The organism is Pimelobacter sp. 30-1 (assembly GCF_018831735.1).
Taxonomy (GTDB): domain Bacteria; phylum Actinomycetota; class Actinomycetes; order Propionibacteriales; family Nocardioidaceae; genus Nocardioides.
On the sequence record NZ_NHTS01000001.1, the window covers coordinates 201,121 to 223,698 of the forward strand.

Below are 22,578 nucleotides of genomic sequence, written 5' to 3' on the forward strand. Positions count from 1 at the left end.
GGCAGGCGGACGCACTAATGTCGGCCGGGTGACCGACGCACCACTGAGAGTCCTCGTCACCGGCGCCGCCTCCGGGCTCGGCGCGGCCCTCGCGGCCGCCTGGGAGGCAGACGGTGCCCAGGTGCTGCGCACCGATCGGGCCGCGGGGGAGGGCATCCTCGCGCTCGACATCACCAGCGACGCCGACTGGGCGGCCGCGCGCGAGCACGTCGAGGCGACGTGGGGCGGGTTGGACGTGCTCGTCAACAACGCCGGCATCGCGGGCGGGGGGCGGCTCGACGTGGCGCCGATCGAGGAGTGGCAGCGGTTGGTGGAGATCAACCTGCTCGGCGCCGTGCGCGGTACGGCGACGTTCACGCCGCTGTTCAAGCGCCAGGGGAGCGGCCGGATCGTCAACATCGCCTCGCTCGCGGGGCTCGTGCACCCGGCGGGGATGGCGGGCTACAACGCGACCAAGGCCGCGGTCGTGGCGCTGACCGAGACGACCGGCCACGAGCTCGCGTCCTACGGCGTGACGGCGCACGTCGTGTGCCCGTCGTACTTCCGCACCAACCTGATGGCCCACGCCGAGGGCAGCGACACGGCGCTCCAGACGGTGATGACCCGGCTCGTCGAGGACAGCCCGATCAGCGCCGACGACATCGCGGCGGCGGTGCTGGCGGGCGTCGAGGCGGGGGACGAGCTGATCGTTCCCGACGAGGCGGCTCGTGGCGCCTACGCGCTCAAGGTGACCGACCGGGCGTCGTACGACGCCGTGATGCGCGCGCAGGCCCGCAAGCTGGAGGCGATCGCCGATGAGTGACGACTCCCGTCCGGTCCGCGACGAGGACGCCTTCGACGTCGCCGCCGTCGAGGCGTGGCTCGGGCGCGGCCTGATCACCGAGGTGCGGCAGTTCCCCGGCGGCGCCTCGAACCTGACCTACCTGCTGACGATGGCCGAGGGGCCGGCGCTGATCCTGCGCCGTCCGCCGGTGGGCACCAAGGCCAAGGGTGCGCACGACATGGGCCGGGAGTTCCGGATCCAGGACGCGCTCGCGCCCGTGTTCCCCCAGGTGCCGGCGATGGTCGCCTACGCCACCGAGGACGACAGCCCGATCGGCAGCGAGCTCTACGTGATGGAGCGCCTCGACGGGCGCATCCCGCGGCGCGACTTCGGGTTCGAGGTCTCCCCCGAGCAGGCGTCCGCGCTCTGCGCCGCGGCGGTCGACACGCTCGTCGCGCTCCACGACATCGACGTCGCGACGGTCCCCGGGCTCGCCGCGCTCAGCAAGGGCGACGGGTACGTCGCCCGCCAGATCGGCGGCTGGACCACCCGGCTGGCCAACGCCCGCACCGACGACACCGGTGACTGGTCCGACATCACGACGTGGCTCGCCGAGCACCAGCCGGCCGACGCCGGCTCGGCGATGATCCACAACGACTTCCGCTTCGACAACCTGGTCCTCGCCGAGGACGACCCGACGCGCGTCGTCGGCGTCCTCGACTGGGAGCTGGCCACCGTCGGCGACCCGCTGATGGACCTCGGCTGCACGCTGGCCTACTGGGTCCAGGCCGATGACGACGACTTCTTCCTCGCGTTCCGCCGCCAGCCGACGACCACGCCGGGCATGTGGACCCGCCGCCAGCTCGTCGACGCCTACCTGGCCCGCCGCGGCCTGACCCTCACCGACGACGAGCTGCGGTTCTACGAGGTCTACGGCCTGTTCCGGCTCGCCGTGATCGCCCAGCAGATCTGGTACCGCTACGCCACCGGCCAGACCACCAACGAGGCGTACGCCGCGTTCGGTCCGGCCGTCGGCTACCTCGAGGCGCGCTGCCGCCGGATCCTGTTCGGCTAGGGGGAGTCATGGGAGTCCTCCTGCTGGTCCGCCACGGCCAGGCGTCCTTCGGCGCCGACGACTACGACGTCCTGTCCGAGACCGGGTGGGAGCAGGGCCGCACGCTCGGCCGCTGGCTCGCCGCCCAGCAGGGGCCGCTGCCCGGGTCCGCCGTGCACGGCGGGATGCGCCGGCACCGCGAGACCTGGGAGGCCCTCGCCGAGGGCGCCGGGCTGGCGGTCACCGCGAAGGTCGACCCCGACTGGGCGGAGTTCGACCACACCGCCGTGCTGGCGCGCCATGCCGCGCTCACCGGCGGCGTCGTCGACCACGGCATCGACCGCCGCGCCTTCCAGGAGCAGTTCGAGATCGCCACCGCGCACTGGTCCGCGGCCGGTCCCGACGCCGGCTACCCCGAGCCCTACGGCGACTTCGTCGCGCGCGCCCGGGCCGCCCTCGACGCGGCCGCCGCGCACCCCGGGCCCACGCTCGTCGTCACGTCCGGGGGCGTGATCGCCGCGCTGGCCGCGCTGCTCGTCGTACCGGAGGCGGGGGCCGAGACGCTGCTCGGCCCGGTCTGGGCGCGGTTCAACACGGTCATCGCCAACACCTCGGTGAGCCGGGTCATCGTCGGCAAGACGGGCGCGCGGCTGCTGACCTTCAACGAGCACCCCCACGTGGGCACGGACCTCCTGACCTACCGGTGAGCCCATGTCCGACCAGGTGATGAACGGCGTCATCGCCACCGCGCTCGGCAGCGTGGCGGCCGTCGTGCTGCTGCTCCCGGTCGCGGCGGTGGAGTACCGCCGCGACGGCCGGCTGGGTCCGCGCGACCTGCTCACCCTGCTGGCGGTGGCGGTCTACGGACTGGCGCTGTGGACCTACACGCTGCTCCCGATGCCGGTCGACGGCGACTTCACGTGCGTGGGCCGGCAGACGACGCCGTTCGACACCATCGGCGCGATCGCCTGGGGGGACGGCGGCTCGCGGGCCGGGCTGTCGGCGCTGGTGCGCGACCCGGCGTTCCTGCAGGTCGCGCTCAACGTGCTGCTGTTCGTCCCTCTCGGCTACTTCGTACGCCGCATCGCCCGGCGCGGCTTCGTCGTCGCGACGGTGCTCGGCTTCGGGGTCTCGCTGCTCATCGAGACCACCCAGACCACCGGCGTGTGGCACCTCTACGACTGCGCCTACCGGCTCTTCGACGTCGACGACCTGATCCTCAACACCCTCGGTGCGACGGCGGGATCACTGGTCGCCGCGATCTTCATCCGGCGGACCCGGCCCGAGGTGGTGTGGCCGACGTCGATCACGTTCGGCCGCCGGATGATCGGCATGGTGTGCGACGTCCTGTTCGTCGTGCTCACCGGCGCGGCGCTCGTCGTCGCCTACCGCGCGCTCCAGCTCTATGTCGTCGGCGTCGAGTTCGAGGACCTTCGCGCCCAGCCGCAACGCCTGCTCCAGTGGGGAGTTCCGGCCGCGGTCGAGGCGGCGGCGGTGCTGCTCGGCGGCCGGACGGTCGGCGAGTGGGCGGTCTCGGTCCGGGCGGTGGCCCGGCGCGGTCCCACCCTCCTGGGGCGGGTGCTCAAGCTGCTCACCGGGGTGGGCCCGCTCATCGCGCTGATGGCGACGCCGCAGGCGTGGTCGGGCCTGGCGCTGCTGCTGTTCGGGATCATCTCGGTCGCGGCGGCCGCCGGCGGACGCGAGCACCGCGGGCTGTCGCACACGGCGGCCGGGATGGACCTCGAGATCGTGCAGCCGCGGGCCTACGAGCAGGTGTCGCGGCCGGGCTGACCGGCGAACCGCTCCTCGGTCCAGGCCAGCAGGTCGGCCATGGCCGGCGAGTCGGCCGCGACCAGGCTGAGGTGGTCGCGCCCCGGATAGCTGCGGTGGTCGAGCGCCTGCCCGTCCGCGCAGCGCTCGGCGACGTACGCGTCCTGCGCGGCCGGCGTGACGAGCGTGTCGTCGGCGCCCTGCGCGAGCAGCACCGGCGCGGTGATCGGGCCGGCGGGCACGTTCTCCCGCAACCGGGCGGCGAGCGCGCCGCGGTTCGGATCGCCCGACCAGACGGGCTTGTCGAGCGAGAGCACCGTGGCGACGGAGATCAGCGTGCTCGGCTCGCTCAGGCAGCGCGCGGCGATCTCGCGCACGATCGGGCGTGCGATCGGGCGGACGTAGTCGGCGAGCCGTACGTCGTCGTACGCACGGGCGTAGGCGTCGATCACGTACGACCCGAAGATCTCGCCGCCGGTCACCTCGTCGAGGCTCTCGACCAGCGCCGGCAGGTTGGCGGCCGGAGCGAGTGCCGCGACGCCGTCGAGCCGTACGTCCGGCGCGTACGACGGCGCCAGGGCGCCCGCCCACAGCGCCGCGTGCCCGCCCTGGCTGTGCCCCCAGACCACCGTCTGCTCGCCGAGCCCGGCTTCGGCCAGCTCGCGCGCGGCCCGGGTCGCGTCGAGCACCGAGCGTCCCTCGCCCTGCCCGATCAGGTAGGGGTGCGGGCCTGCGGTCCCCAGCCCCACGTAGTCGGTCGCGACGAGGGCCCACCCCTGCGCCAGCACCTCGTCGATGGCGAAGAAGGCGCCGGACGCGAGCGGGTCGAGCAGCGTCGGTGCGCAGCCGCGCGCGATGCCGGTGGTGCCGTGCGCCCAGGCGACCACGGGCAGCGGACCGCGCCGCTCCCGGGGGACGACGACCAGTGCGCTCGCCACCGCGGGCACGCCGTCGTCGCGCGTGGTGGTGTAGAGGATCCGCCACGCCTGCGCGCCGTCCGGGATGTCGCGGGTGAACGGCGCGCTGCGCACCAGCCGGCCCGGCTCGGACGGCACGGTGGCGGGCGCGGTGTAGAAGGCGTCCGGCCGCGGGGCGGCGCGGTCGAGGGTGAGCCCGGCGGCCAGGAGGACCAGGGCGAGCGCCGCGACCAGCGCACTGCCGGCGACGCTGCGGCCGTTCCGCCGGCGGCCGGTCAGCACCCGCGCCCCCAGCAGCACCAGCCGGACGCCGAACAGCACCCCGACCAGCACGACGCTCACGTCGGGCCAGGCCAGCGCGAGCAGGCCGAGCGCGGCCGAGGCGACGCCGCCCAGCGCGGTGTTCCAGCGCTCGGTGCCGCGCAGCCGCCGGGCGGTCCAGAGGTCCAGGACGCCGTGCGCCAGCAGGCCGATGCCGACGACCAGGACGACGGCGACGATCCCGGCGCCGGTCCACAGCACGAGGACCACGGCCGCCAGCAGTGCCAGTCCGGCACGGGCCTGGCCGATCCGGCGGTGCACCGGGTCGTCGGGGAGGTCGATCAGCTCACCGGCCGCGAGCCCCACGAGGCCCACCACGACGAGGAGGAGCAGCACCGCGAGCGAGGCGAACGGCCGCACCGCGAGCACCGCGCCGAGCGCCACGAGCACGAGGGCGACCGAGGTCCGCAGGACGGTGAGCACGGCTGGGGGGATCGCCACGCACCGCAGCGTAGGCCCTTGACGAGCGGCCCCGACCGCCGATTGGGTGTGACGCGTGGCGGACGATCTTCGCCACGGCAGGCTCCTCCAGCCTGCCGCCATCTCGGACCGGAGGACAACTTCATGCACGTCTCGGGAAGACTCGTGGTGGCCGCGGCATCGGTGCTCGGCCTCACCCTCACGCTCGGCTCACCGGCCCTCGCGGACCCGTCCGGACCGGGTGATCCCGGTCCCGGCGCGGACGACGGCGCCGGACTCACCGCGAAGCGCGACGACCTGACCCGCTACCAGGCGGGGCGCTACGTCGTGATGCTCGCGGCGCCGGGGGCGTCGACGTACGGAAAGACCCGGGCGGCGACGGGCAAGCAGTTCGACGCCAAGGGGACCGGCGTCGCGTCGTACACGAAGAAGCTGCGGGGCAGCCACGACCGGCTCGCCGACGACCTCGGCTTCGACGTCGAGGAGCACTACACGATCTCGGCCAACGGCTTCGTCGCCGACCTCACCGCCAAGCAGGCGACCGAGCTGGCCACCGACCGCCGCGTGCTGATGGTCCAGAAGGACACGATCGTCCACGCCGACACCTGGAACACCCCGGACTTCCTGGGCCTGACCGGCAAGCGCGGTGTGTGGAAGCAGGTCGGCGGCCAGGACCGCGCCGGCGACGGCGTCGTCGTGGGTGTCATCGACAGCGGCATCTGGCCCGAGTCGAAGTCGTTCTCCGGCAAGCCGCTCACCACCAAGCCGCAGGGCCGCTGGGGGCTTAAGGTCAACGGCCGGGTCACGTCGATGAAGAAGTCCGACGGCAACCTCTTCCGCGGCGAGTGCGAGGTCGGCGAGGAGTTCGCCGTCACCGACTGCAACAGCAAGCTCATCTCGGCGCGCTCCTTCGTCAAGGGCTACGGCGAGAACCGCACGCTCGAGGAGGACTACCTCTCCGCGCGCGACGGCAACGGCCACGGCTCGCACACGGCGTCCACCGCCGCCGGCAACCCGGTCCGCGGTGTCGCGACCGAGGGGATCAGGTTCGGCGACATCAGCGGCGTCGCGCCGGGCGCCAAGATCGCCGTCTACAAGGCACTCTGGGCCACCGAGGACGGTCGCGCCTCCGGTACGACGTCCGACCTGGTCGCCGCGATCGAGCAGGCGGTCACCGACGGCGTCGACGTGCTCAACTACTCGATCTCCGGGCCGACCGACACCACGCTCGAGGCGGCTGAGATCGCCTTCGAGGGCGCCGCCGAGGCCGGCGTCTTCGTCGCCGCCTCCGCCGGCAACGAGGGCCCGGGCGCCTCGACCGTCGCCCACAACAGCCCGTGGGTGACCACGGTCGCGGCCAGCACCCACCACAGCTTCGAGAACACCGCGGTCCTCGGCAACGGCGACAAGCTCGTCGGTGCCTCCATCAGCGCGACCGCGCTGCCCTCGACCCGCCTCGTCTCCGCGGCCGACGCCGGCGACGGCACAGCCCTCTGCGCGCCCGACAGCCTCGACCCGGCCAAGGTGGCCGGCACCGTCGTCGTCTGCGAGCGCGGTGGGGTCGACCGGGTCGTGAAGAGCGAGGAGGTCGAGCGCGCCGGTGGGGTGGGCATGCTGCTGGTCAACGTCACCGAGGGCAGCCTCGACGCCGACTTCCACGCCGTACCGACGGTGCACGTGTCGCACGTCGACGCCCCCAAGGTCAGCGCCTACCTCGCCGCCGCCGGAGCCGACGCGACGGTGAGCTTCGTGCTCGGCAACCAGACCGGCACCGTGACCCCGGTCCCGCAGATCGCCGGATTCTCCTCGCGCGGCCCCGCCGCCTCCGACGACAGCGACCTGCTCAAGCCGGACGTCGCGGCGCCCGGTGTGTCGGTCCTCGCGGCGGTCGCGCCGCCGTCCAACCACGGGCGCGACTACGACCTCTACTCCGGTACGTCGATGGCCGCGCCCCACGTCGCCGGCCTCGCCGCGCTGGTCCAGGGCGTGCACCCGGCGTGGACGCCGATGCAGATCAAGTCCGCGATGATGACCACCGCCTACGACCTGAAGGACGCCTCCGGCAAGCGCTCCCGCGACCTGTTCGCCCAGGGCGCCGGCCACGTCGACCCGAAGGAGTTCCTCGACCCGGGCCTGTTCGTCCTGTCCGACTGGGAGCAGTGGCGCGGCTACGTCACCGGCCTCGGCCTCGACACCGGCGTCCCCGCCCTCGCCCCCAACGCCGTCAACCTGCCCTCGCTCGCCGAGGGCCACGTGATGACGTCGGCGACGCTGAACCGCACCTTCACGGCCGCGCGCCGCGGCACCTGGCGGGTCAAGGTCGACGTACCGGGCTTCCGGAGCAGCGCCAGCCGCTCGACCGTCTCGGCCCGCCGGGCCGGCCAGGAGACGTCGATCGACTTCCGCTTCGACCGGACGATCGCACCCCTGAGCGAATGGGCCTTCGGCCACATCACCCTCACCGGCCCGACCACCGTGCGCCTCCCCGTCGCCCTGCGCCCGGTCTCGGTCAAGGCACCCACCTCGGTCGCCGGCACCGGCACCGACGGCTCGGTCACGGTCCCCGTCACCGGTGGCTTCACCGGCGACCTCGCCGTCGCCCGCGCCGGTCTGGTCAAGGGTCAGGTGGCCGAGGGCGCCATCGAGGTCGGCGACTACGCCCTCGAGTGCGTCACCATCGGCGCCGGCAACGACCTCGCCCAGTTCGACCTCGTCGCCCCCGACGCCAAGAGCGACCTCGACATGTACGTCTACAAGTCGCGCACCTGCGACCCCGGCTCGGTCACCGCCGTCGCCGGCGAGATCGCCACGCCGTCCTCCGGCGAGACCTTCTCGCTCGAGAACGCCCCCGCCGGCACCTACCTCGTCGAGGTCGACGCCTTCGCCGCCGGCGACCAGGGCACCCCCGTGCCGTACTCGCTCCGGGTCTACGACCTCGGCGGCTCGCCCTCGGTCGGCAACCTCAAGGTCGACCCCGACCCGGTGCCGGTGAGCACGGGCAAGGACACCTCGTTCGACCTGTCGTGGACGGGGCTCGACGCGGACGCGCACTACTTCGGGCTGCTCGGGTACGACGGGGCGCCGAGCTCGACGTACGTGTACGTGGACACGGCGACCGCGCCCTGAGGACGTCGCCGCCCGGGGTGCTCAGATCAGCTTCTTGAGCACCCCGAGCGGCGCGTGCTTCATCACCGGCGCCATCGCCGCCCACGGCAGCGGCGGCACGCACGCGTCGGCGACCTCCTTCTCGATCGCGGCGACCATCGCGCGCACGCCCTTCTCGGTCGACGACATCAGCGGCGTCGACTGCTCGACCTGGTCGTTCATCTCCGAGCGGATGTAGCCCGGGTAGAGCACGGTCACCTTGATCTTCTTCTGCAGCCGGGTGCCGTGCAGCTCGGTCCGCAGCCCCTCGGCCAGGTGGGCGACGCCCGCCTTGGTGGCGGCGTACGTCGTCATGGACGAGGGCATCCCGCGCATCGCCGACATCGACGACACCATCACGAGGTGCCCGGCCTCCTGGGCCCGGAAGATCTCCATCGCCGCCTCGGTCTGCGCGAGCGCGCCGACGAAGTTGGTCATCGCCGTCTCCAGGTTGGCGTCGAAGCGCCCGGTCCCCAGCCTGGCGCCCTTGCCGAGCCCCGCGTTGACGACCACCCGGTCGAGCCGGCCCAGCTCGTCGCGCAGCTCACCGAAGACGCGGAACACCGAGGCGTGGTCGGTCACGTCGAGCGCCCGGTAGGCGACCTTGCGCTCCGGGTGCTTCGCGGTGATCTCGCCGGCCAGCTCCTCCAGCCGCTCGGTACGACGCGCGGCCAGCGCGACGTCGTACCCGAGGTCGGAGAGCTGGCGGGCCATCTCGGCGCCGAGGCCGCTGGACGCGCCGGTGATGAGGATCGTCTTCGCCATGGGGTCAGTGTGGCCCACCGGACGGGCGTCCGGACTTGGTGCGGGATCGGTGAGTGGGCGTTGACGCGGTGCCCCCGGACTCTGACAGTGGTGGATCCGCCGCACCCGAGGAGACCCCATGGCCATCACTCACCGCGTCACCCGGGCCGTGCTGGCCGTGACCGCCGCGACCAGCGCGTTGCTGGCCCTGACCGGGACCTCGGCCCAGGCCTGGACGACCTACAAGCCGAGCGGCGGACCGGCGGTCAGCTTCGTCAACCAGGGCACCATCAAGATCGACTTCCCGCTGGGAGCGTTCTCGCTGAGCTGCACCTCGGCGACCCTGAGCGGAACCGTCACCAGCCCGGGGACCAGCCGCGCCTACGCGGCTCCGACCGGGAGCACCGGCCCGGCGGCCGCCTCGATGGGAACGATGAGCAGTGGCTGCTCGCACCCGGTCTGGCCCTCCACGGTGACTCCGCTGGGCACCTGGAAGTTCGCCATCACCGGTGACCCCGTCGTCGTCCCGAGTGCGGCGGGCGCCTCCAGCCGTCGGGCGGTCGCCGAGTATCCCGCCAAGATCTACGACATCCGGGCGTACGTCGACGTGGCCGGCTGCACGTTCTACATCGGGGGTGCGACCGACACCGCCACCACCACGACCGGCACCGGCTGGCTCAGTGGCACGTTCGACCCCCTGACGCAGGTGTTCAAGGCGAAGGCGTCGTCGACCGGTCTGGTCGTGTCCACGCTCCCCGCCGGGACCATGTGCACCACCCTCGACTACTTCTACGAGGACGACCCGGTCCAGGTCACCGGTGCCACCACGGGTTCGGCGGCGCTGTGGAAGAACATCCCGCCGGCCGGGTCGTCGTCGCTGGTGATCGGTCACCCCTGACGGCGAGGGTCTGCGCCACAGGAGGGAGCGCGCCGGTTCGACCGGCGACCACATACCGGGTATACATATCCCCATACCCAGTATGTACCCCTGGACGGAGACCCCCGCATGTCCGTGAAGCACGCCCTCCTCGCCCTCCTGGAGCAGGAGCCGATGTACGGCTACCAGCTGCGCGTGGAGTTCGAGCAGCGCACCGGCACCACCTGGCCGCTCAACGTCGGGCAGGTCTACACGACCCTGAGCCGGCTGGAGCGGGACGGGCTGGCGCTCGGGGCGGGGGAGGACGCCGAGGGGCACGTGATCTACCGGATCACCGAGGCGGGGCGCGACGAGGTGGCCAGCTGGTTCACCACGCCCGTCGCGCGCACCCAGCCGCCGCGTGACGAGCTGGCGATCAAGCTCGCGCTCGCCGTCACTGTGCCGGGGGTGGACGTCGCGACGGTGATCCAGCAGCAGCGCAGCGCCACGATGACCGCGCTGCAGGACTACACCCGGCTCAAGCGCCAGGCCACCGGTACGGCGCCGGCCGAGCTGGCGTGGAGCCTGGTGCTCGACTCGCTGGTGTTCGGGGCCGAGGCCGAGGTGCGCTGGCTCGACCACTGCGAGGCCCGGCTGCGGCGCGCGGCTGCCGAGCGGGTCGACCCGGCGCCGGCCGCGGTGGTCGCCCCCGAGGCCGAGCGGAGCACCCGATGATCCCGGCGACGTACGACGAGCACGCGGCTCGCCGCCTCGAGCGCGCCGAGCGCCGCTGGCTCGCCGATGCCCGCGCCCGGCTGAGCTCCCGCGCCGCCCACCCCGCCCGACCCACCACCCCGAACCGTCCGGAGGCCGACCGATGACCGCCGTCCTGCAGCTCACCGATGTCGTCCGCGTGCACGGCGAGGCGCCCCACCAGGTCCAGGCGCTGCGCGGCGTCTCCTTCGCCGCGTACGCCGGCGAGCTGGTCGCCGTGATGGGCCCCTCGGGCTCGGGCAAGTCCACCCTGCTCACCATCGCCGGCGGGCTCGACCAGCCCACGAGCGGCGCGGTCACCGTCGAGGGCACCGACCTGGCCCGGCTCGGCCAGGCGGACCGGGCGCGGATGCGCCGCACGTCGATCGGCTACGTCTTCCAGGGGTTCAACCTGATCCCCGCGCTGACCGCCACCGAGAACGTCGCGCTCCCGCGCGAGCTCGACGGAGTCCCCGCGCGCCAGGCGCGGGCCGAGGCGCTCCAGGCGCTCGAGGAGGTCGGCATCCCCCACCTCGCCGACCGCTTCCCCGACGACATGTCCGGTGGTCAGCAGCAGCGGGTCGCGATCGCGCGTGCGGTCGTCGCCGAGCGGCGGCTGATCCTCGCCGACGAGCCCACGGGGGCGCTCGACACCGAGACCGGCGAGGAGATCCTGCGCCTGCTCCGGGCGCGCTGCGACGCCGGTGCGGCCGGTGTTCTGGTCACCCACGAGGCGCGCCACGCGGCGTGGGCCGACCGGGTGGTGTTCCTGCGCGACGGCGTGGTGGTCGACGAGACCGGTACCGACCGGGCCGAGACCCTGACCGAGCCCGCGGCCCGATGAGCGCCACGGGAAGCAGCCTCGGCGGCTGGCGGGTCGCGCTGCGCCTGGCCCGCCGCGAGGCCTGGCGGCGCAAGGGACAGACCCTGCTCATGCTGGTCCTCATCTGCGGGCCGGTCATGGCGGTGTCCGCCGCGACGGTCGTGTGGCGTACGTCGGACGTCAGCTCCGCCGAGAGCGTCACCCGGGTGATGGGCGGCGCGGAGGCGTTGCTGACCCCGCAGCAGACCCGCGACGTGGCGCAGGAGTTCGACCCCGCCGACGGCACGTCCTGGGGCGCTGACAACGAGGCCCCGGCGACCGAGTCCGAGATCCGCACGGTGCTCGGGGAGCGGCCGCTGCTGCCGGTGCGCCACGAGTCCTCCGACTACCGCACCGACCACGGCATCGCCGGCACGAACCTGCTCGTGGTGGACCTGCGGCACCCGCTCGCCGACGGGCTGTTCCGGCTCGCCGAGGGGCGCTTCCCCCGCGCCAAGGACGAGGTCGTGGTCAACGCGGCCCTCGCCGACCGCGGCCCGGGGCTGGGCGAGAAGCTCGTTCTCGAGCAGCGTGCCCCCGACGGCACCAAGGTCCCGCGCGAGCTGCGCATCGTCGGCGTCGGCGACTACGCCGACAGCCGGACCCGTGCCTGGGCGGGCGTGCTGCCCGGAGCGGTCGGCGAGCCGACGGCCGACGACGGTCCGCCCGACCTGCTCGTCGGCGGTGCTCCGGTGACCTGGTCCGACGTGCTCAGGCTCAACGAGCTCGGTGTCCTCGTCGCCTCGCGCCAGGTCCTCACCGACCCGCCGCCGGAGTCCGCGCTGGTCCCCGACATGCGCGGCGGCGACGAGGGCGACAACACCGCGCTCACCGTGCTCGGGCTGGTCGTCGCGATGGTGCTGCTCGAGGTCGTGCTGCTGGCCGGACCGGCGTTCGCGGTCCGGGCGCGCGCCCAGGCCCACACGCTCGCCCTCGTCGCGGCCAGCGGCGGTACGCCGGCCCAGGCGCGGCGTACCGTCCTCGCCTCCGGCGTCGTCGTCGGCCTGATCGGCGGGGTGCTCGGCGTGGTCCTCGGGATCGCCGGCTCGACGCTCGCGATACCGGTCGCGCAGCGGCTCGACGCCGCCTGGTTCGGTCCCTTCGAGGTGCCGTGGGCACTGCTCGCGCTGGTCGCCGGGTTCGGGTTCGTGTCCGCGGTGCTCGCGGCCGTCGTCCCCGCGTTCGCGGCCTCGCGCCAGGACGTCGTCGCCGTGCTCGCCGGTCGTCGTGGCGAGGGCCGGCCCTCGCGCCGCTCGCCGGTGGTCGGCCTGGTCCTGATCGGGCTCGGTGTGGCTGGCTCCGTGGTGGGCTCGCGGCCCGGCGGCGGCAGCTCCGCGCTGCTCGTCGGTGCCTCCGCGATCATCTCCGTGGTCGGCATGATCTTCCTGGTCCCGGTCGTCGTGGCGGGCCTCGCCCGGCTCGCCGCCCGGCTCCCGCTGCCCCTGCGCTTCGCCGCCCGCGACGCGGCCCGGCACCGGATGCGTACCGTCCCGGCGATCGCCGCCGTCGGCGCCACCGTCGCCGGCGTGATCGCGCTCGGCATCGCGGTCTCCAGCCAGGCGGCCTCCGACGAGCAGGGCTATGCGCCGATGCTGCCGATCGGCTACGGCGCCGTGCCGCTGCCGACCGACGCCACCCCCGCGAACGTGGACGAGGTCGAGGAGATCCTGCGCAAGGGCCTGCCCGACGCCCCGCGCGAGCGGGTCACCGGTGTCGTGATGGACAGCGAGGATCACTCGCTCGACATCGGCCTCGCGCACGGCGACCAGCGGGTGAACACCAGCTACCTGGGGATGCTCGGGACGTCGTACGTCGTCGCGGACGGGCTGCCCGACTACCTCGGCACCCGCAGCGGCGACCGCGCCGCGGCCGACCGGGTGCTCGCCGACGGTGGGATCGTCGTGCTGCGCAACCGCAACGAGAACGCGCTGCCCGCCGACCGGCTGACGGTCGAGGTCGGCGAGGTGCCGTTCGGGGGCGGCGAGATCACGAACCTGCGCAAGGCCGACCTCCCGGCCGTCGCCGCGCGGGTCCCCGAGCGCTCGTCACCCGTGGCTGCGGTGCTCTCGCCTGCGGCTGCCGAGAAGCTGCGGCTGCCGACCGCGACGACCGCGTTCGCCGTACGGCCGACGATCGAGCGGGCCGCCCTCAAGAACGTCAACGAGCAGCTGGCCGCCAGCCCCGCCAACGTCGAGCTGCAGGTCGAGCGCGGCTACCAGCCCGACGCCGCGACCCAGATCATCAAGCTGGTCCTCGCGGTGCTCGGCGGGATCCTCATGCTCGGCGGCACCCTGACGGCGACCTTCCTCGCCCTCTCCGACGCCCGGCCTGACTTCGCCACCATGGCGGCCGTCGGTGCCCGGCCCCGGACGCGGCGCGGCGTGGCGGCGTCGTACGCGCTGGTGGTGGGGCTCGTCGGTGCGCTCCTGGGCGCCCCGATCGGCTTCATCCCGGGGGTCGCGATCAGCCGTCCACTGACCTACGACGACGCCACCAGCAGCACCCTCCTCGAGATCCCGTGGCCCCTCCTGGGTGCCGTGGTCCTCGGGCTGCCGCTGCTGACCGCGCTGATCGTGGGGGCCGCGGCCCGGAGCCGGCTGCCGCTCGCCGCCCGCGTCGACTGATGACGGTGGCCCGGGTCAGCCCATCTTGCGGACGGCGACCCGGGCCAGGCGGGCGAACGGCGCCGCCCGCACCTTCGTGGGCTGGTCGATGCCCAGGAGGAGCAGCCGCTTGCCGTCGCGGACCAGCACCACGCGGCTGTAGATGGTCGGCTCGTGGAGCTCGGGCCGGAAGGTCGCGGTGAGCCGGTAGCCGAGCCGCTGGTCGCCGAACCGCGGGACCTTGACCGGGCGCAGCGCGGTGTCGACCCCGGCCCAGTACTGGCGGCAGCCGCGGACGAAGCGCTGGAAGCCCGCGAAGACCGACTTGGCCTGCGCCTTCGTCGCGAACTTCACGAGCAGGGCGGTGACCGAGCGCCGGTCGCCGTACCCGGTGACCACGCGGCCGGAGGTGCCGGTGACCTCCGGTCCCGTCGTGCACTCCTCGGTCCTGGCCGGGAAGGTGCGCCCGGGGAAGCGCGAGATCGGGACCTTCTTGAAGGCCGGGAAGGCCCGCACGACGTCGTCCCGGGTGATGACGTCGGGCGCGCGCACCGGAGCCGCCTGGGCGGTGGGCGTCGAGGGGAGGAGCAGGGCGGTGAGGATCACGCCGACGACGGCGCCGAGACGGGTGCGGTGCAGGGGACGCCGCTTGCCCGTCCGGCCCGCCGCCAAACCCTCAGCCCTGGGCCGCGGCCCGGGCCCGGGCCAGGGCGGCCGGTGAGCCCGGCGTCGGGAACCACCGCAGCACGACGGCGCTCTGACCCAGCGTCCACATGGCGTTGAAGACCCAGTAGGCGAGCAGCGCGACCGGGACCACCCCGCCGGCGACGAGCATCCCGCCGGCCGACAGCACCGGCGCGAGCTGCTGGGCCCGGGCCATCGCGTCGGGCAGGTCCGCGGCGAGGGTGGTGGGCGCGACCAGGTAGCGCTGGGTCACGAAGCTCAGCACGGCCGCCGTACCGGCCAGGGCGGCGACGACCGCCAGGTGCGCCGCCCCGCCGCCGAGGTACCCGTGCGCCGTCAGCGGTACGCCGGCCAGCGTCGCCGCGCCGAACGAGGCCACGAGCGCCGGCGTGAGCGCGCCCACCGCGGCGCCGTCCGCGACCCGGGAGAGCAGGTGGTAGAGCGCCATCCAGACCGGGACCTGCAGGAGCAGGGGCAGGCACCCCAGCCGGGAGATCCCGTGCTCGGCGTTGACCTCGCGCCGGGCGGCGAGGAAGGCGCGCATGCTGTCGGGATCGGTCTTGCCGCGGTAGCGGTCGGTGAGCTCCTTGAGGTGCGGCCGGGCGCGCGCTCCGGCGTGCGCCTGGCGGACACCACGCACCACGAGCGGCAGCAGCGCCAGCCGTACGACGACCACCACCCCCGCGATGCTCAGCAGCCAGGCGGCGCCACCCGCGGGGTCGAGGCCGAGGGCGGCGGCGAGGGAGTGGGTGCCCGCGACGATGCTCGCGAGGGCAGGGGACAGCGGGGCGAGAAGGGGCATGCGAGGACTCCTGGGGACGTGCGGGAAGGGTGGGGTCGTGGCTCGCGGACGCGAGCGTCAGACAGCCCCAGGAGCGCGCGGACGGACCGGGTGGTGCACCGGGTCGGTGATGCGCGAGGTCAGTGCCGGCGCGGGACGTCGGGCACGCAGGTGGGCCGGGACCGGGCTCGGGGCGAGCGCGCCGGCGACGGCCAGGTGGATCAGCGCGGCGAGCGCCAGCGCGAGGGCGAGCACGGTCAGACCCACGGACGCCGGCGAGTCGGCGACCAGGACGGGCGTCGCGAGCAGCGCGAGGAGCCCGGCGAGCAGCCCGGCGACCAGCACGGAGGTCCGTGCGGTCAGCGGGTCGGCGTCGCGGCGCATGCGGCGAGCGTAGCCGGGCCAGCGATCCCGGTCAGTCCTGCGCAGGCTCGTCGACCGGCTACAGCTCGATGATCTCGGGCTCGGGACCGTGCAGCGGCCTGGGTGATCCCACTTAAAGTCAGGCTTGACTGTTTGTTTCTCCCGAGACATGCTGACCCCGTGAGCGCCACCACCCGCGTCCCCCAGGAGGAGCGGACCCGCGTCATGCGGCAGCGGCTGATGGACGCGACGGTCGAGCTGCTCGTGGAGAAGGGCTTCGGCGGTACGACGACCACCCTCGTCTCCGAGCGCGCCGGCGTGAGCCGCGGCGCCCAGCTGCACCACTTCCCGACCAAGAACGACCTCGTGGTCGCGGCGGTCGCCCACCTGACCGCGATCCGGGGTTCCGACCTGGAGGCCGCGGTCGCCCGGCTGCCTCAGGGGGAGGGGCGGACCGAGGCGGTCGTGCAGATGCTGGGCGACCACTTCGCCTCCAACGTGTTCACCGCGGCGCTCGAGCTCTGGGTCGCGGCCCGGACCGATGTGACGCTGCACGAGGCGGTCGCGCCGCTGGAGCAGCACCTCGGGCGCGAGACCCACCGGCTCACGGTCGAGCTGCTCGGGATCGACGAGACGCGGTCCGGGGCGCGGGAGCTGGTGCAGGCGACGCTCGACCTGGTCCGCGGTCTGGGGCTGGCCAACACGCTCGGTGACGACGCCCGCCGTCGCCGCCGGATCCTCACCGAGTGGGCGCGCACGCTCGATGCCGCGCTCCGCAACCCGCAAGGAGACGACGCATGAGTGTCCTCGACGACGTGATCGCCGACCTGAGTGCCGAGGGCGACCAGCTCCGTACGACGGTCGCCGCCCTCGACGCCGACGCCTGGCGCACGACCACGCCGGCCGAGGGGTGGGACGTCGCGACGACGGTCGCGCACCTGCTCTGGACCGACGAGGTCGCCGTCCTCGCCGCCGGTGCGCTCGCCGACGACGCCGGCAAGCAGGCCTGGGACGCCGTCGTCCTGCTGGCGATCGAGGACCCGACCGGCTTCGTCGACACCGAGGCGCTGCGCATCGGCGCGGCGGCTCCCGACGAGCTCCTGGCCCGCTGGGACGCCGCCCGTCCGGCGCTCGTCCAGGCCCTGCGCGACTATCCGGACGGCGCGAAGATGCCGTGGTTCGGGCCGCCGATGGCGCCGACCTCGATGGCGACCGCGCGGTTCATGGAGACCTGGGCCCACGCGCTCGACGTGTACGACGCGCTCGGCGTACGGCCCGAGGTGACCGACCGGATCAAGCACGTCGCCCACATCGGCGTCCGCACCCGCAACTTCGCCTACGCCAACAACGGGCTCGACGCCCCCGCCGAGGAGTTCCGGGTCGAGCTCACCGCCCCCAGCGGCGCGGTCTGGACCTGGGGGCCCGAGGACGCCGCGCAGCGCGTCACCGGCGACGCCTACCAGTTCTGCCAGCTCGTCACCCAGCGCATCCACCGCGACGACACCGGCCTCAAGGCGGTCGGCGACGACGCCGAGAAGTGGCTGACCATCGCCCAGGCCTTCGCGGGCCCGGCCGGCGGCGGGAGGGACCCCCGATGACCCAGCCGATCAGGATCGCCAACTGCAGCGGCTTCTACGGCGACCGGCTCTCCGCCCTGCGCGATCAGCTCGAGGGCGGTGACGTCGACGTCATCACCGGCGACTACCTCGCCGAGCTGACCATGCTCATCCTCGGCATGGACACCCTGCGCGACGCCGACCTCGGCTACGCGCGGACGTTCCTCAAGCAGCTCGAGGACACCCTCGGCCTCGCGCTCGACAAGGGCGTCAAGATCGTCAGCAACGCCGGCGGGCTCAACCCCGCCGCGCTCGCCGCCAAGATCCAGGCGCTCGGCACCGGCGCCAAGGTGGCGTACGTCGAGGGCGACGACCTGCGCTCCGCGAACCTCTTCGAGGGCGCGCTCACCGCCAACGCCTACCTGGGCGCCTTCGGCATCGCGTCCGCGCTGAGCAACGGCGCCGACGTCGTCGTCACCGGCCGCGTCACCGACGCCAGCGTCGTGGTCGGCCCCGCGATCGCCCACCACGGCTGGACCCCCACCGACTACGACGCGCTGGCCGGCGCGGTCGTCGCGGGCCACGTCATCGAGTGCGGCACGCAGGCCACGGGCGGCAACTTCTCCGGGTTCACCGACCTGTTCCGCGCGGGTGCGCCGATGACGACGCCGCTCGGCTTCCCGATCGCCGAGGTCGCGGCCGACGGCAGCAGCGTGATCACCAAGCACGACGGCACCGGCGGCGCGGTCACGGTCGACACGGTCACCGCGCAGCTGCTCTACGAGATCCAGACGACGCGCTACCTCAACCCGGACGTCACCACGCACCTCGACTCGATCCGGCTCCACCAGCAGGGACCCGACCGGGTCGAGGTCACCGGGGTCACCGGCGCCGCGCCGGCCGAGCAGCTCAAGGTCGCGGTCAACACGCTCGGCGGCTACCGGAACCAGGTCGAGTTCGTGCTCACCGGGCTCGACATCGACGCGAAGGCCGCGTGGCTGCGCAGCCAGCTCGACCCGCAGCTCACCGCGGCCGACGTCACCTGGACCCAGACCCCCGCCCGGACGGGCGATGCCGACACCGAGGAGGGCGCCTCGGTCATCCTGCGCTGCATCGGCAAGGACCCCGAGGCGGGCCCGCTCGGCAAGCCCTTCACCGGCCCCGCGGTCGAGCTCGCGCTCGCCAGCTACCCGGGCTTCACGATGACGACGCCGCCCCAGAAGCCCAGCCCGTTCGGCATCTACCGCCCCGAGTACGTCGACCGCGGCGCCGTCGAGCACACGGTCGTCCACCACGACGGGACCCGCGAGGTCATCGCCGACCCGACCACGTTCGCCGACCCGGCCGAGCTCGACCCGGCGCTCGGCAAGCGCCCGTCGCCGTACCCGGCGCCGGCGGACACGATCACCCGCCGGATGCCGCTGGGCACGTTCGTGCACGCGCGCTCGGGCGACAAGGGCGGCAACGCCAACCTCGGCCTCTGGGTCAAGAACGACGGCTCGGAGCGCTACGAGGCGCGCGTGCAGTGGCTCGCCAAGATCGTCAAGGACCGCAAGGTTCGCGAGCTCGTGCCCGAGGCCAAGGACCTCGACATCGACGTCTACGTGCTTCCCAACCTGGGCGCGGTCAACGTCGTGATCCACGGCCTGCTCGGCGACGGCGTCGCCGCGTCCACCCGGTTCGACCCCCAGGCCAAGGGCCTCGGCGAGTGGGTCCGCAGCCGGATCGTCCACATCCAGGAGGACTTGGTATGACGACCTTCGACCACGGCTGGACCGAGGAGCAGCGCGCCCTCAAGCAGTCCGCCATCGCGTTCACCCAGCGCGAGGTGACGCCCCACCTCGACCAGTGGGAGAAGGACGGCGAGCTGCCCCGCGAGCTGCAGAAGAAGCTCGCCCACGCGGGCCTGCTCGGCGTCGGGGTGAGCGAGGAGGTCGGCGGCGACGGCGGCGACCTGATGGACATCTGCGCCGCCCAGGAAGGCTTCATGGAGGCCGGATGGTCCGGCGGTGCGATGGCCTCGGCGTTCACCCACGGCATCGCGATCCCCCACATCATCCAGAACGGCAGCCCCGAGCTGGTCGACGCGTGGGTCCGCCCGACGCTCGCCGGCGACCTGATCGGCTCGATGGCGGTCACCGAGCCGGGCACCGGCTCCGACGTCGCCGGCATCACCACCCGCGCCGTCCGCGACGGCGACCACTGGGTGATCAACGGCGCCAAGACGTTCATCACCTCCAGCGTCCGCGGCGACTTCGTCACCACGGCGGTCCGTACGGGCGAGGCCGGCGCCCACGGGATCTCGATGATCGTCGTGCCCAAGGGGACGCCGGGCTTCACCGTCTCGCGCAAGCTCGACAAGATGGGCTGGCTCGCCTCCGACACCGGCGAGCTGTCGTACGTCGACGTGCGCGTCCCGGTCGGCAACCTGGTCGGCCAGGAGAACCACGGCTTCTACTACATCGCCGAGAACTTCGTCACCGAGCGGATCTTCCTCGCGCTGATGGGCTACGGCCACGCGCTGCGCTGCCTCAACCTGAGCGTCCAGTACTGCAAGGACCGCGAGACCTTCGGCAAGCCGCTGGTCAAGAACCAGGTGGTGCGGGCCAAGCTCGTCGAGATGCACCGCCAGGTCGCGATCGCGCGGGGCTACACGCTCGAGGTCGCCCAGCGCTACGTCGCCGGGGAGAACGTCATCGCCGAGGCCTGCCTGGCCAAGCAGACCGCCGTCGACACCGCGGTGTGGGTGGCCGACCAGGCGGTCCAACTGCACGGAGGAATGGGCTACATGCGCGAGTCCGAGGTCGAGCGGCACTACCGCGACGTCCGGCTGCTCCCGATCGGCGGCGGTGCGACCGAGGTCCTCACCGACCTCGCGGCCAAGCTGCTGGGCTACGCCTGATGAGCCTCCTCAAGCCGCTCGGCGGCGAGGTGACGGTGCACATGAAGGCGCCCGTCGAGGACGTCTGGGCGCTGGTCAGCGATGTCACCCGGATCGGCGAGTTCTCGCCCGAGACGTTCGAGGCCGAGTGGACCCACGGCGCCACCGGGCCCGTGGCGGGCGCGCGCTTCCGCGGGCACGTCAAGCGCAACGGCGTCGGGCCGACGTACTGGACGCCGTGCACGGTCACCAAGGCCGACCAGAACGAGGTGTTCGAGTTCGCCGTCGGTCTCGACGGCAACGCCCTCAACACGTGGGGCTACCGGATGCAGGCCGAGAACGGCGGCACCAGCGTCACCGAGTACTTCCGGCTCACGCCGGCCTGGTTCATGCGCGGCTACTGGCTCGTCCTGGGGCGGCTGCGCGGCAAGACCAACGAGCGCGGGATGCGCACGACCTTGGAGAGGATGAAGGCGGTGGTGGAGTCATGACGACGACGGAGACCGAGGCGCCGGAGCAGGCGCCCGAGCAGGACCGGCGTACGGCCATGGAGGCCAAGCTCGCCGACCTGCACGCCGAGCAGGCCAAGGCGGTCGAGGCCGGCGGCAAGTACATCGCCCGCCACAAGGACCGCGGCAAGCTCACCGCCCGCGAGCGGATCGACCTGCTCGTCGACGAGGGCTCGGCCTTCCTCGAGCTGATGCCCCTGGCCGGTTGGGGCAGCGACTTCGCCGTCGGCGCCTCGCTGGTGACCGGCATCGGCGTGGTCGAGGGTGTCGAGTGCCTGATCGTCGCCAACGACCCGACGGTCAAGGGCGGCGCGCTCAACCCCTGGTCGCTGAAGAAGTCCTTCCGGGCGGCCGAGATCGCCGAGAAGAACTTCCTCCCCACGATCAACCTCACCGAGTCGGGCGGCGCGGATCTCCCCACCCAGAAGGAGATCTTCATCCCCGGCGGCCGCGGCTTCCGCGACCTCACCCGGTCCAGCGCCCGCAAGCAGCCCACCATCTCGGTGGTCTTCGGCAATTCCACCGCGGGCGGCGCCTACGTCCCCGGCATGAGCGACTACGTGATCATGGTCAAGGAGCAGGCCAAGGTGTTCCTGGCCGGCCCGCCGCTGGTCAAGATGGCGACCGGCGAGGAGTCCGATGACGAGACCCTCGGCGGCGCCGAGATGCACTCGCGGGTCTCCGGCCTGTCCGACGCCCTGGCGGTCGACGAGCACGACGCGATCCGGCTCGCGCGGCGGGCCGTGGCCCGGCTCAACTGGCGCAAGCAGGGCGACGTACCCACCGAGGTGTTCGCCGAGCCCGACCTCGACCCCGAGGACCTCCTCGACCTGATCCCCACCGATCTCAAGGAGCCGTTCGACCCGCGCGAGGCGATCCTCCGGATCGTCGACGGGACGGGGCCGGCCAACGAGGTCGCCTTCGACGAGTTCAAGCCGCTCTACGGCTCGGCGCTCTGCGTCGGCTGGGCCAAGCTCCACGGCCACCCGATCGGCATCCTCGCCAACGCGCGCGGCGTCCTGATGAGCGAGGAGGCCCAGAAGGCCGCCCAGTTCATCCAGCTCGCCAACCAGAAGGACACGCCGCTGCTCTTCCTGCACAACACCACCGGCTACATGGTCGGCGCGGAGTACGAGCAGGGCGGCATCATCAAGCACGGCGCGATGATGATCAACGCGGTCTCCAACTCCAAGGTCCCGCACCTGACGGTGATCATGGGTGCGTCCTACGGTGCCGGCAACTACGGCATGAACGGGCGCGCCTACGACCCGCGCTTCCTCTTCACCTGGCCCTCGGCCAAGTCGTCGGTGATGGGCCCCGCTCAGCTCGCCGGAGTGCTCGAGATCGTCGCGCGCGAGTCGGCGGAGAAGAAGGGCCAGCCCTTCGACGCCGAGGGCTTCGTCGCCATCAAGCAGATGGTCGAGGAGCAGATCGAGGAGCAGTCGCTGCCGTACGTGCTCTCCGGGATGGTCTACGACGACGGCGTGATCGACCCGCGCGACACCCGGACGGTGCTGGGCATCTGCCTGTCCGTCATCGACAACCAGCCGATCGAGGGCGCCATGAACTTCGGCGTCTTCCGGATGTGAGGGCCTTC

The 22,578-nt window shown here is 73.2% G+C and carries 21 protein-coding genes; 16 read left to right on the top strand and 5 right to left on the bottom strand.

Annotated features, from left to right (window positions below):
• Positions 1 to 28: 28 nt before the first annotated feature.
• From CCO04_RS00980 to CCO04_RS00995, 4 genes are read left to right on the top strand one after another with little or no spacing between them, the layout of a single operon-like run.
• Positions 29 to 802 carry an SDR family NAD(P)-dependent oxidoreductase gene (locus tag CCO04_RS00980; RefSeq protein WP_215812230.1) on the top strand — a complete coding sequence of 258 codons (774 nt, stop codon included), beginning with the start codon at positions 29 to 31 and terminating at the stop codon, positions 800 to 802.
• On the top strand, positions 795 to 1,838 hold the full coding sequence (locus CCO04_RS00985) for a phosphotransferase family protein (protein ID WP_215812231.1): 1,044 nt from the start codon (positions 795 to 797) through the stop codon (positions 1,836 to 1,838). The genes CCO04_RS00980 and CCO04_RS00985 overlap by 8 nt, the downstream gene beginning before the upstream one ends.
• Positions 1,839 to 1,846: 8 nt before the next feature.
• A complete protein-coding gene (locus CCO04_RS00990) occupies positions 1,847 to 2,524 on the top strand; it encodes a histidine phosphatase family protein (protein ID WP_215812232.1) in 678 nt (225 codons plus the stop codon).
• 4 nt (positions 2,525 to 2,528) lie between these two features.
• On the top strand, positions 2,529 to 3,608 hold the full coding sequence (locus tag CCO04_RS00995) for a VanZ family protein (RefSeq protein WP_215812233.1): 1,080 nt from the start codon (positions 2,529 to 2,531) through the stop codon (positions 3,606 to 3,608).
• On the opposite strand, the gene CCO04_RS01000 is transcribed toward CCO04_RS00995, so the two are convergent.
• Positions 3,581 to 5,266 carry an alpha/beta fold hydrolase gene (locus tag CCO04_RS01000; RefSeq protein WP_215812234.1) on the bottom strand — a complete coding sequence of 562 codons (1,686 nt, stop codon included), beginning with the start codon at positions 5,264 to 5,266 and terminating at the stop codon, positions 3,581 to 3,583. The genes CCO04_RS00995 and CCO04_RS01000 overlap by 28 nt on opposite strands.
• A gap of 123 nt (positions 5,267 to 5,389) precedes the next feature.
• Between CCO04_RS01000 and CCO04_RS01005 the strand changes: the two genes are divergently transcribed.
• Positions 5,390 to 8,371 carry a S8 family serine peptidase gene (locus tag CCO04_RS01005; RefSeq protein WP_215812235.1) on the top strand — a complete coding sequence of 994 codons (2,982 nt, stop codon included), beginning with the start codon at positions 5,390 to 5,392 and terminating at the stop codon, positions 8,369 to 8,371.
• Between the two features lie 21 nt (positions 8,372 to 8,392).
• Here the strand turns inward: CCO04_RS01005 and CCO04_RS01010 are convergent, their stop codons facing one another.
• The gene (locus CCO04_RS01010; RefSeq protein WP_215812236.1) at positions 8,393 to 9,154 is read right to left on the bottom strand and encodes an SDR family oxidoreductase; all 762 of its coding nucleotides are present in this window, start codon (positions 9,152 to 9,154) and stop codon (positions 8,393 to 8,395) included.
• Positions 9,155 to 9,272: 118 nt separating this feature from the next.
• On the opposite strand from CCO04_RS01010, the gene CCO04_RS01015 reads away from it, so the two are divergent.
• The 5 genes from CCO04_RS01015 (at position 9,273) to CCO04_RS01035 (ending at position 14,228) form a co-directional block, all read left to right on the top strand.
• Positions 9,273 to 10,031: a hypothetical protein gene (locus tag CCO04_RS01015; RefSeq protein ID WP_215812237.1), complete on the top strand. Its 759-nt coding sequence runs from the start codon at positions 9,273 to 9,275 to the stop codon at positions 10,029 to 10,031.
• Positions 10,032 to 10,139: 108 nt separating this feature from the next.
• On the top strand, positions 10,140 to 10,724 hold the full coding sequence (locus CCO04_RS01020; RefSeq protein ID WP_215812238.1) for a PadR family transcriptional regulator: 585 nt from the start codon (positions 10,140 to 10,142) through the stop codon (positions 10,722 to 10,724).
• Positions 10,721 to 10,870, top strand: coding sequence for a hypothetical protein (locus CCO04_RS01025; protein ID WP_215812239.1), 150 nt, complete (start codon positions 10,721 to 10,723; stop codon positions 10,868 to 10,870). The genes CCO04_RS01020 and CCO04_RS01025 overlap by 4 nt, the downstream gene beginning before the upstream one ends.
• Entirely contained in the window at positions 10,867 to 11,586 is a 720-nt protein-coding gene (locus CCO04_RS01030; protein WP_215812240.1) for an ABC transporter ATP-binding protein, read from the top strand. The genes CCO04_RS01025 and CCO04_RS01030 overlap by 4 nt, the downstream gene beginning before the upstream one ends.
• Positions 11,583 to 14,228: an FtsX-like permease family protein gene (locus CCO04_RS01035; RefSeq protein ID WP_215812241.1), complete on the top strand. Its 2,646-nt coding sequence runs from the start codon at positions 11,583 to 11,585 to the stop codon at positions 14,226 to 14,228. The genes CCO04_RS01030 and CCO04_RS01035 overlap by 4 nt, the downstream gene beginning before the upstream one ends.
• Positions 14,229 to 14,243: 15 nt before the next feature.
• On the opposite strand, the gene CCO04_RS01040 is transcribed toward CCO04_RS01035, so the two are convergent.
• From CCO04_RS01040 to CCO04_RS01050, 3 genes are read right to left on the bottom strand one after another with little or no spacing between them, the layout of a single operon-like run.
• Complete coding sequence (locus tag CCO04_RS01040; protein ID WP_215812242.1) at positions 14,244 to 14,879, bottom strand: hypothetical protein; 636 nt, start codon at positions 14,877 to 14,879, stop codon at positions 14,244 to 14,246.
• Positions 14,880 to 14,883: 4 nt separating this feature from the next.
• Complete coding sequence (gene yidC, locus CCO04_RS01045) at positions 14,884 to 15,693, bottom strand: membrane protein insertase YidC (protein ID WP_215812243.1); 810 nt, start codon at positions 15,691 to 15,693, stop codon at positions 14,884 to 14,886.
• Positions 15,694 to 15,750: 57 nt separating this feature from the next.
• Positions 15,751 to 16,056: a hypothetical protein gene (locus CCO04_RS01050; protein ID WP_215812244.1), complete on the bottom strand. Its 306-nt coding sequence runs from the start codon at positions 16,054 to 16,056 to the stop codon at positions 15,751 to 15,753.
• 159 nt (positions 16,057 to 16,215) lie between these two features.
• Between CCO04_RS01050 and CCO04_RS01055 the strand changes: the two genes are divergently transcribed.
• From CCO04_RS01055 to CCO04_RS01080, 6 genes are read left to right on the top strand one after another with little or no spacing between them, the layout of a single operon-like run.
• On the top strand, positions 16,216 to 16,836 hold the full coding sequence (locus CCO04_RS01055; RefSeq protein ID WP_308281096.1) for a TetR/AcrR family transcriptional regulator: 621 nt from the start codon (positions 16,216 to 16,218) through the stop codon (positions 16,834 to 16,836).
• Entirely contained in the window at positions 16,833 to 17,633 is an 801-nt protein-coding gene (locus CCO04_RS01060; protein ID WP_215812245.1) for a TIGR03084 family metal-binding protein, read from the top strand. The genes CCO04_RS01055 and CCO04_RS01060 overlap by 4 nt, the downstream gene beginning before the upstream one ends.
• Positions 17,630 to 19,345 (top strand): acyclic terpene utilization AtuA family protein, encoded by a 1,716-nt coding sequence (locus CCO04_RS01065; RefSeq protein ID WP_215812246.1) that lies wholly within the window; start codon positions 17,630 to 17,632, stop codon positions 19,343 to 19,345. Before CCO04_RS01060 ends, CCO04_RS01065 begins: the two co-directional genes overlap by 4 nt.
• Complete coding sequence (locus tag CCO04_RS01070; protein ID WP_215812247.1) at positions 19,342 to 20,493, top strand: acyl-CoA dehydrogenase family protein; 1,152 nt, start codon at positions 19,342 to 19,344, stop codon at positions 20,491 to 20,493. The genes CCO04_RS01065 and CCO04_RS01070 overlap by 4 nt, the downstream gene beginning before the upstream one ends.
• Positions 20,493 to 20,963, top strand: a complete 471-nt coding sequence (locus CCO04_RS01075; protein ID WP_215812248.1) for an SRPBCC family protein — start codon at positions 20,493 to 20,495, stop codon at positions 20,961 to 20,963. Before CCO04_RS01070 ends, CCO04_RS01075 begins: the two co-directional genes overlap by 1 nt.
• A complete protein-coding gene (locus CCO04_RS01080) occupies positions 20,960 to 22,570 on the top strand; it encodes an acyl-CoA carboxylase subunit beta (protein ID WP_252372585.1) in 1,611 nt (536 codons plus the stop codon). The genes CCO04_RS01075 and CCO04_RS01080 overlap by 4 nt, the downstream gene beginning before the upstream one ends.
• Positions 22,571 to 22,578 lie beyond the last annotated feature (8 nt).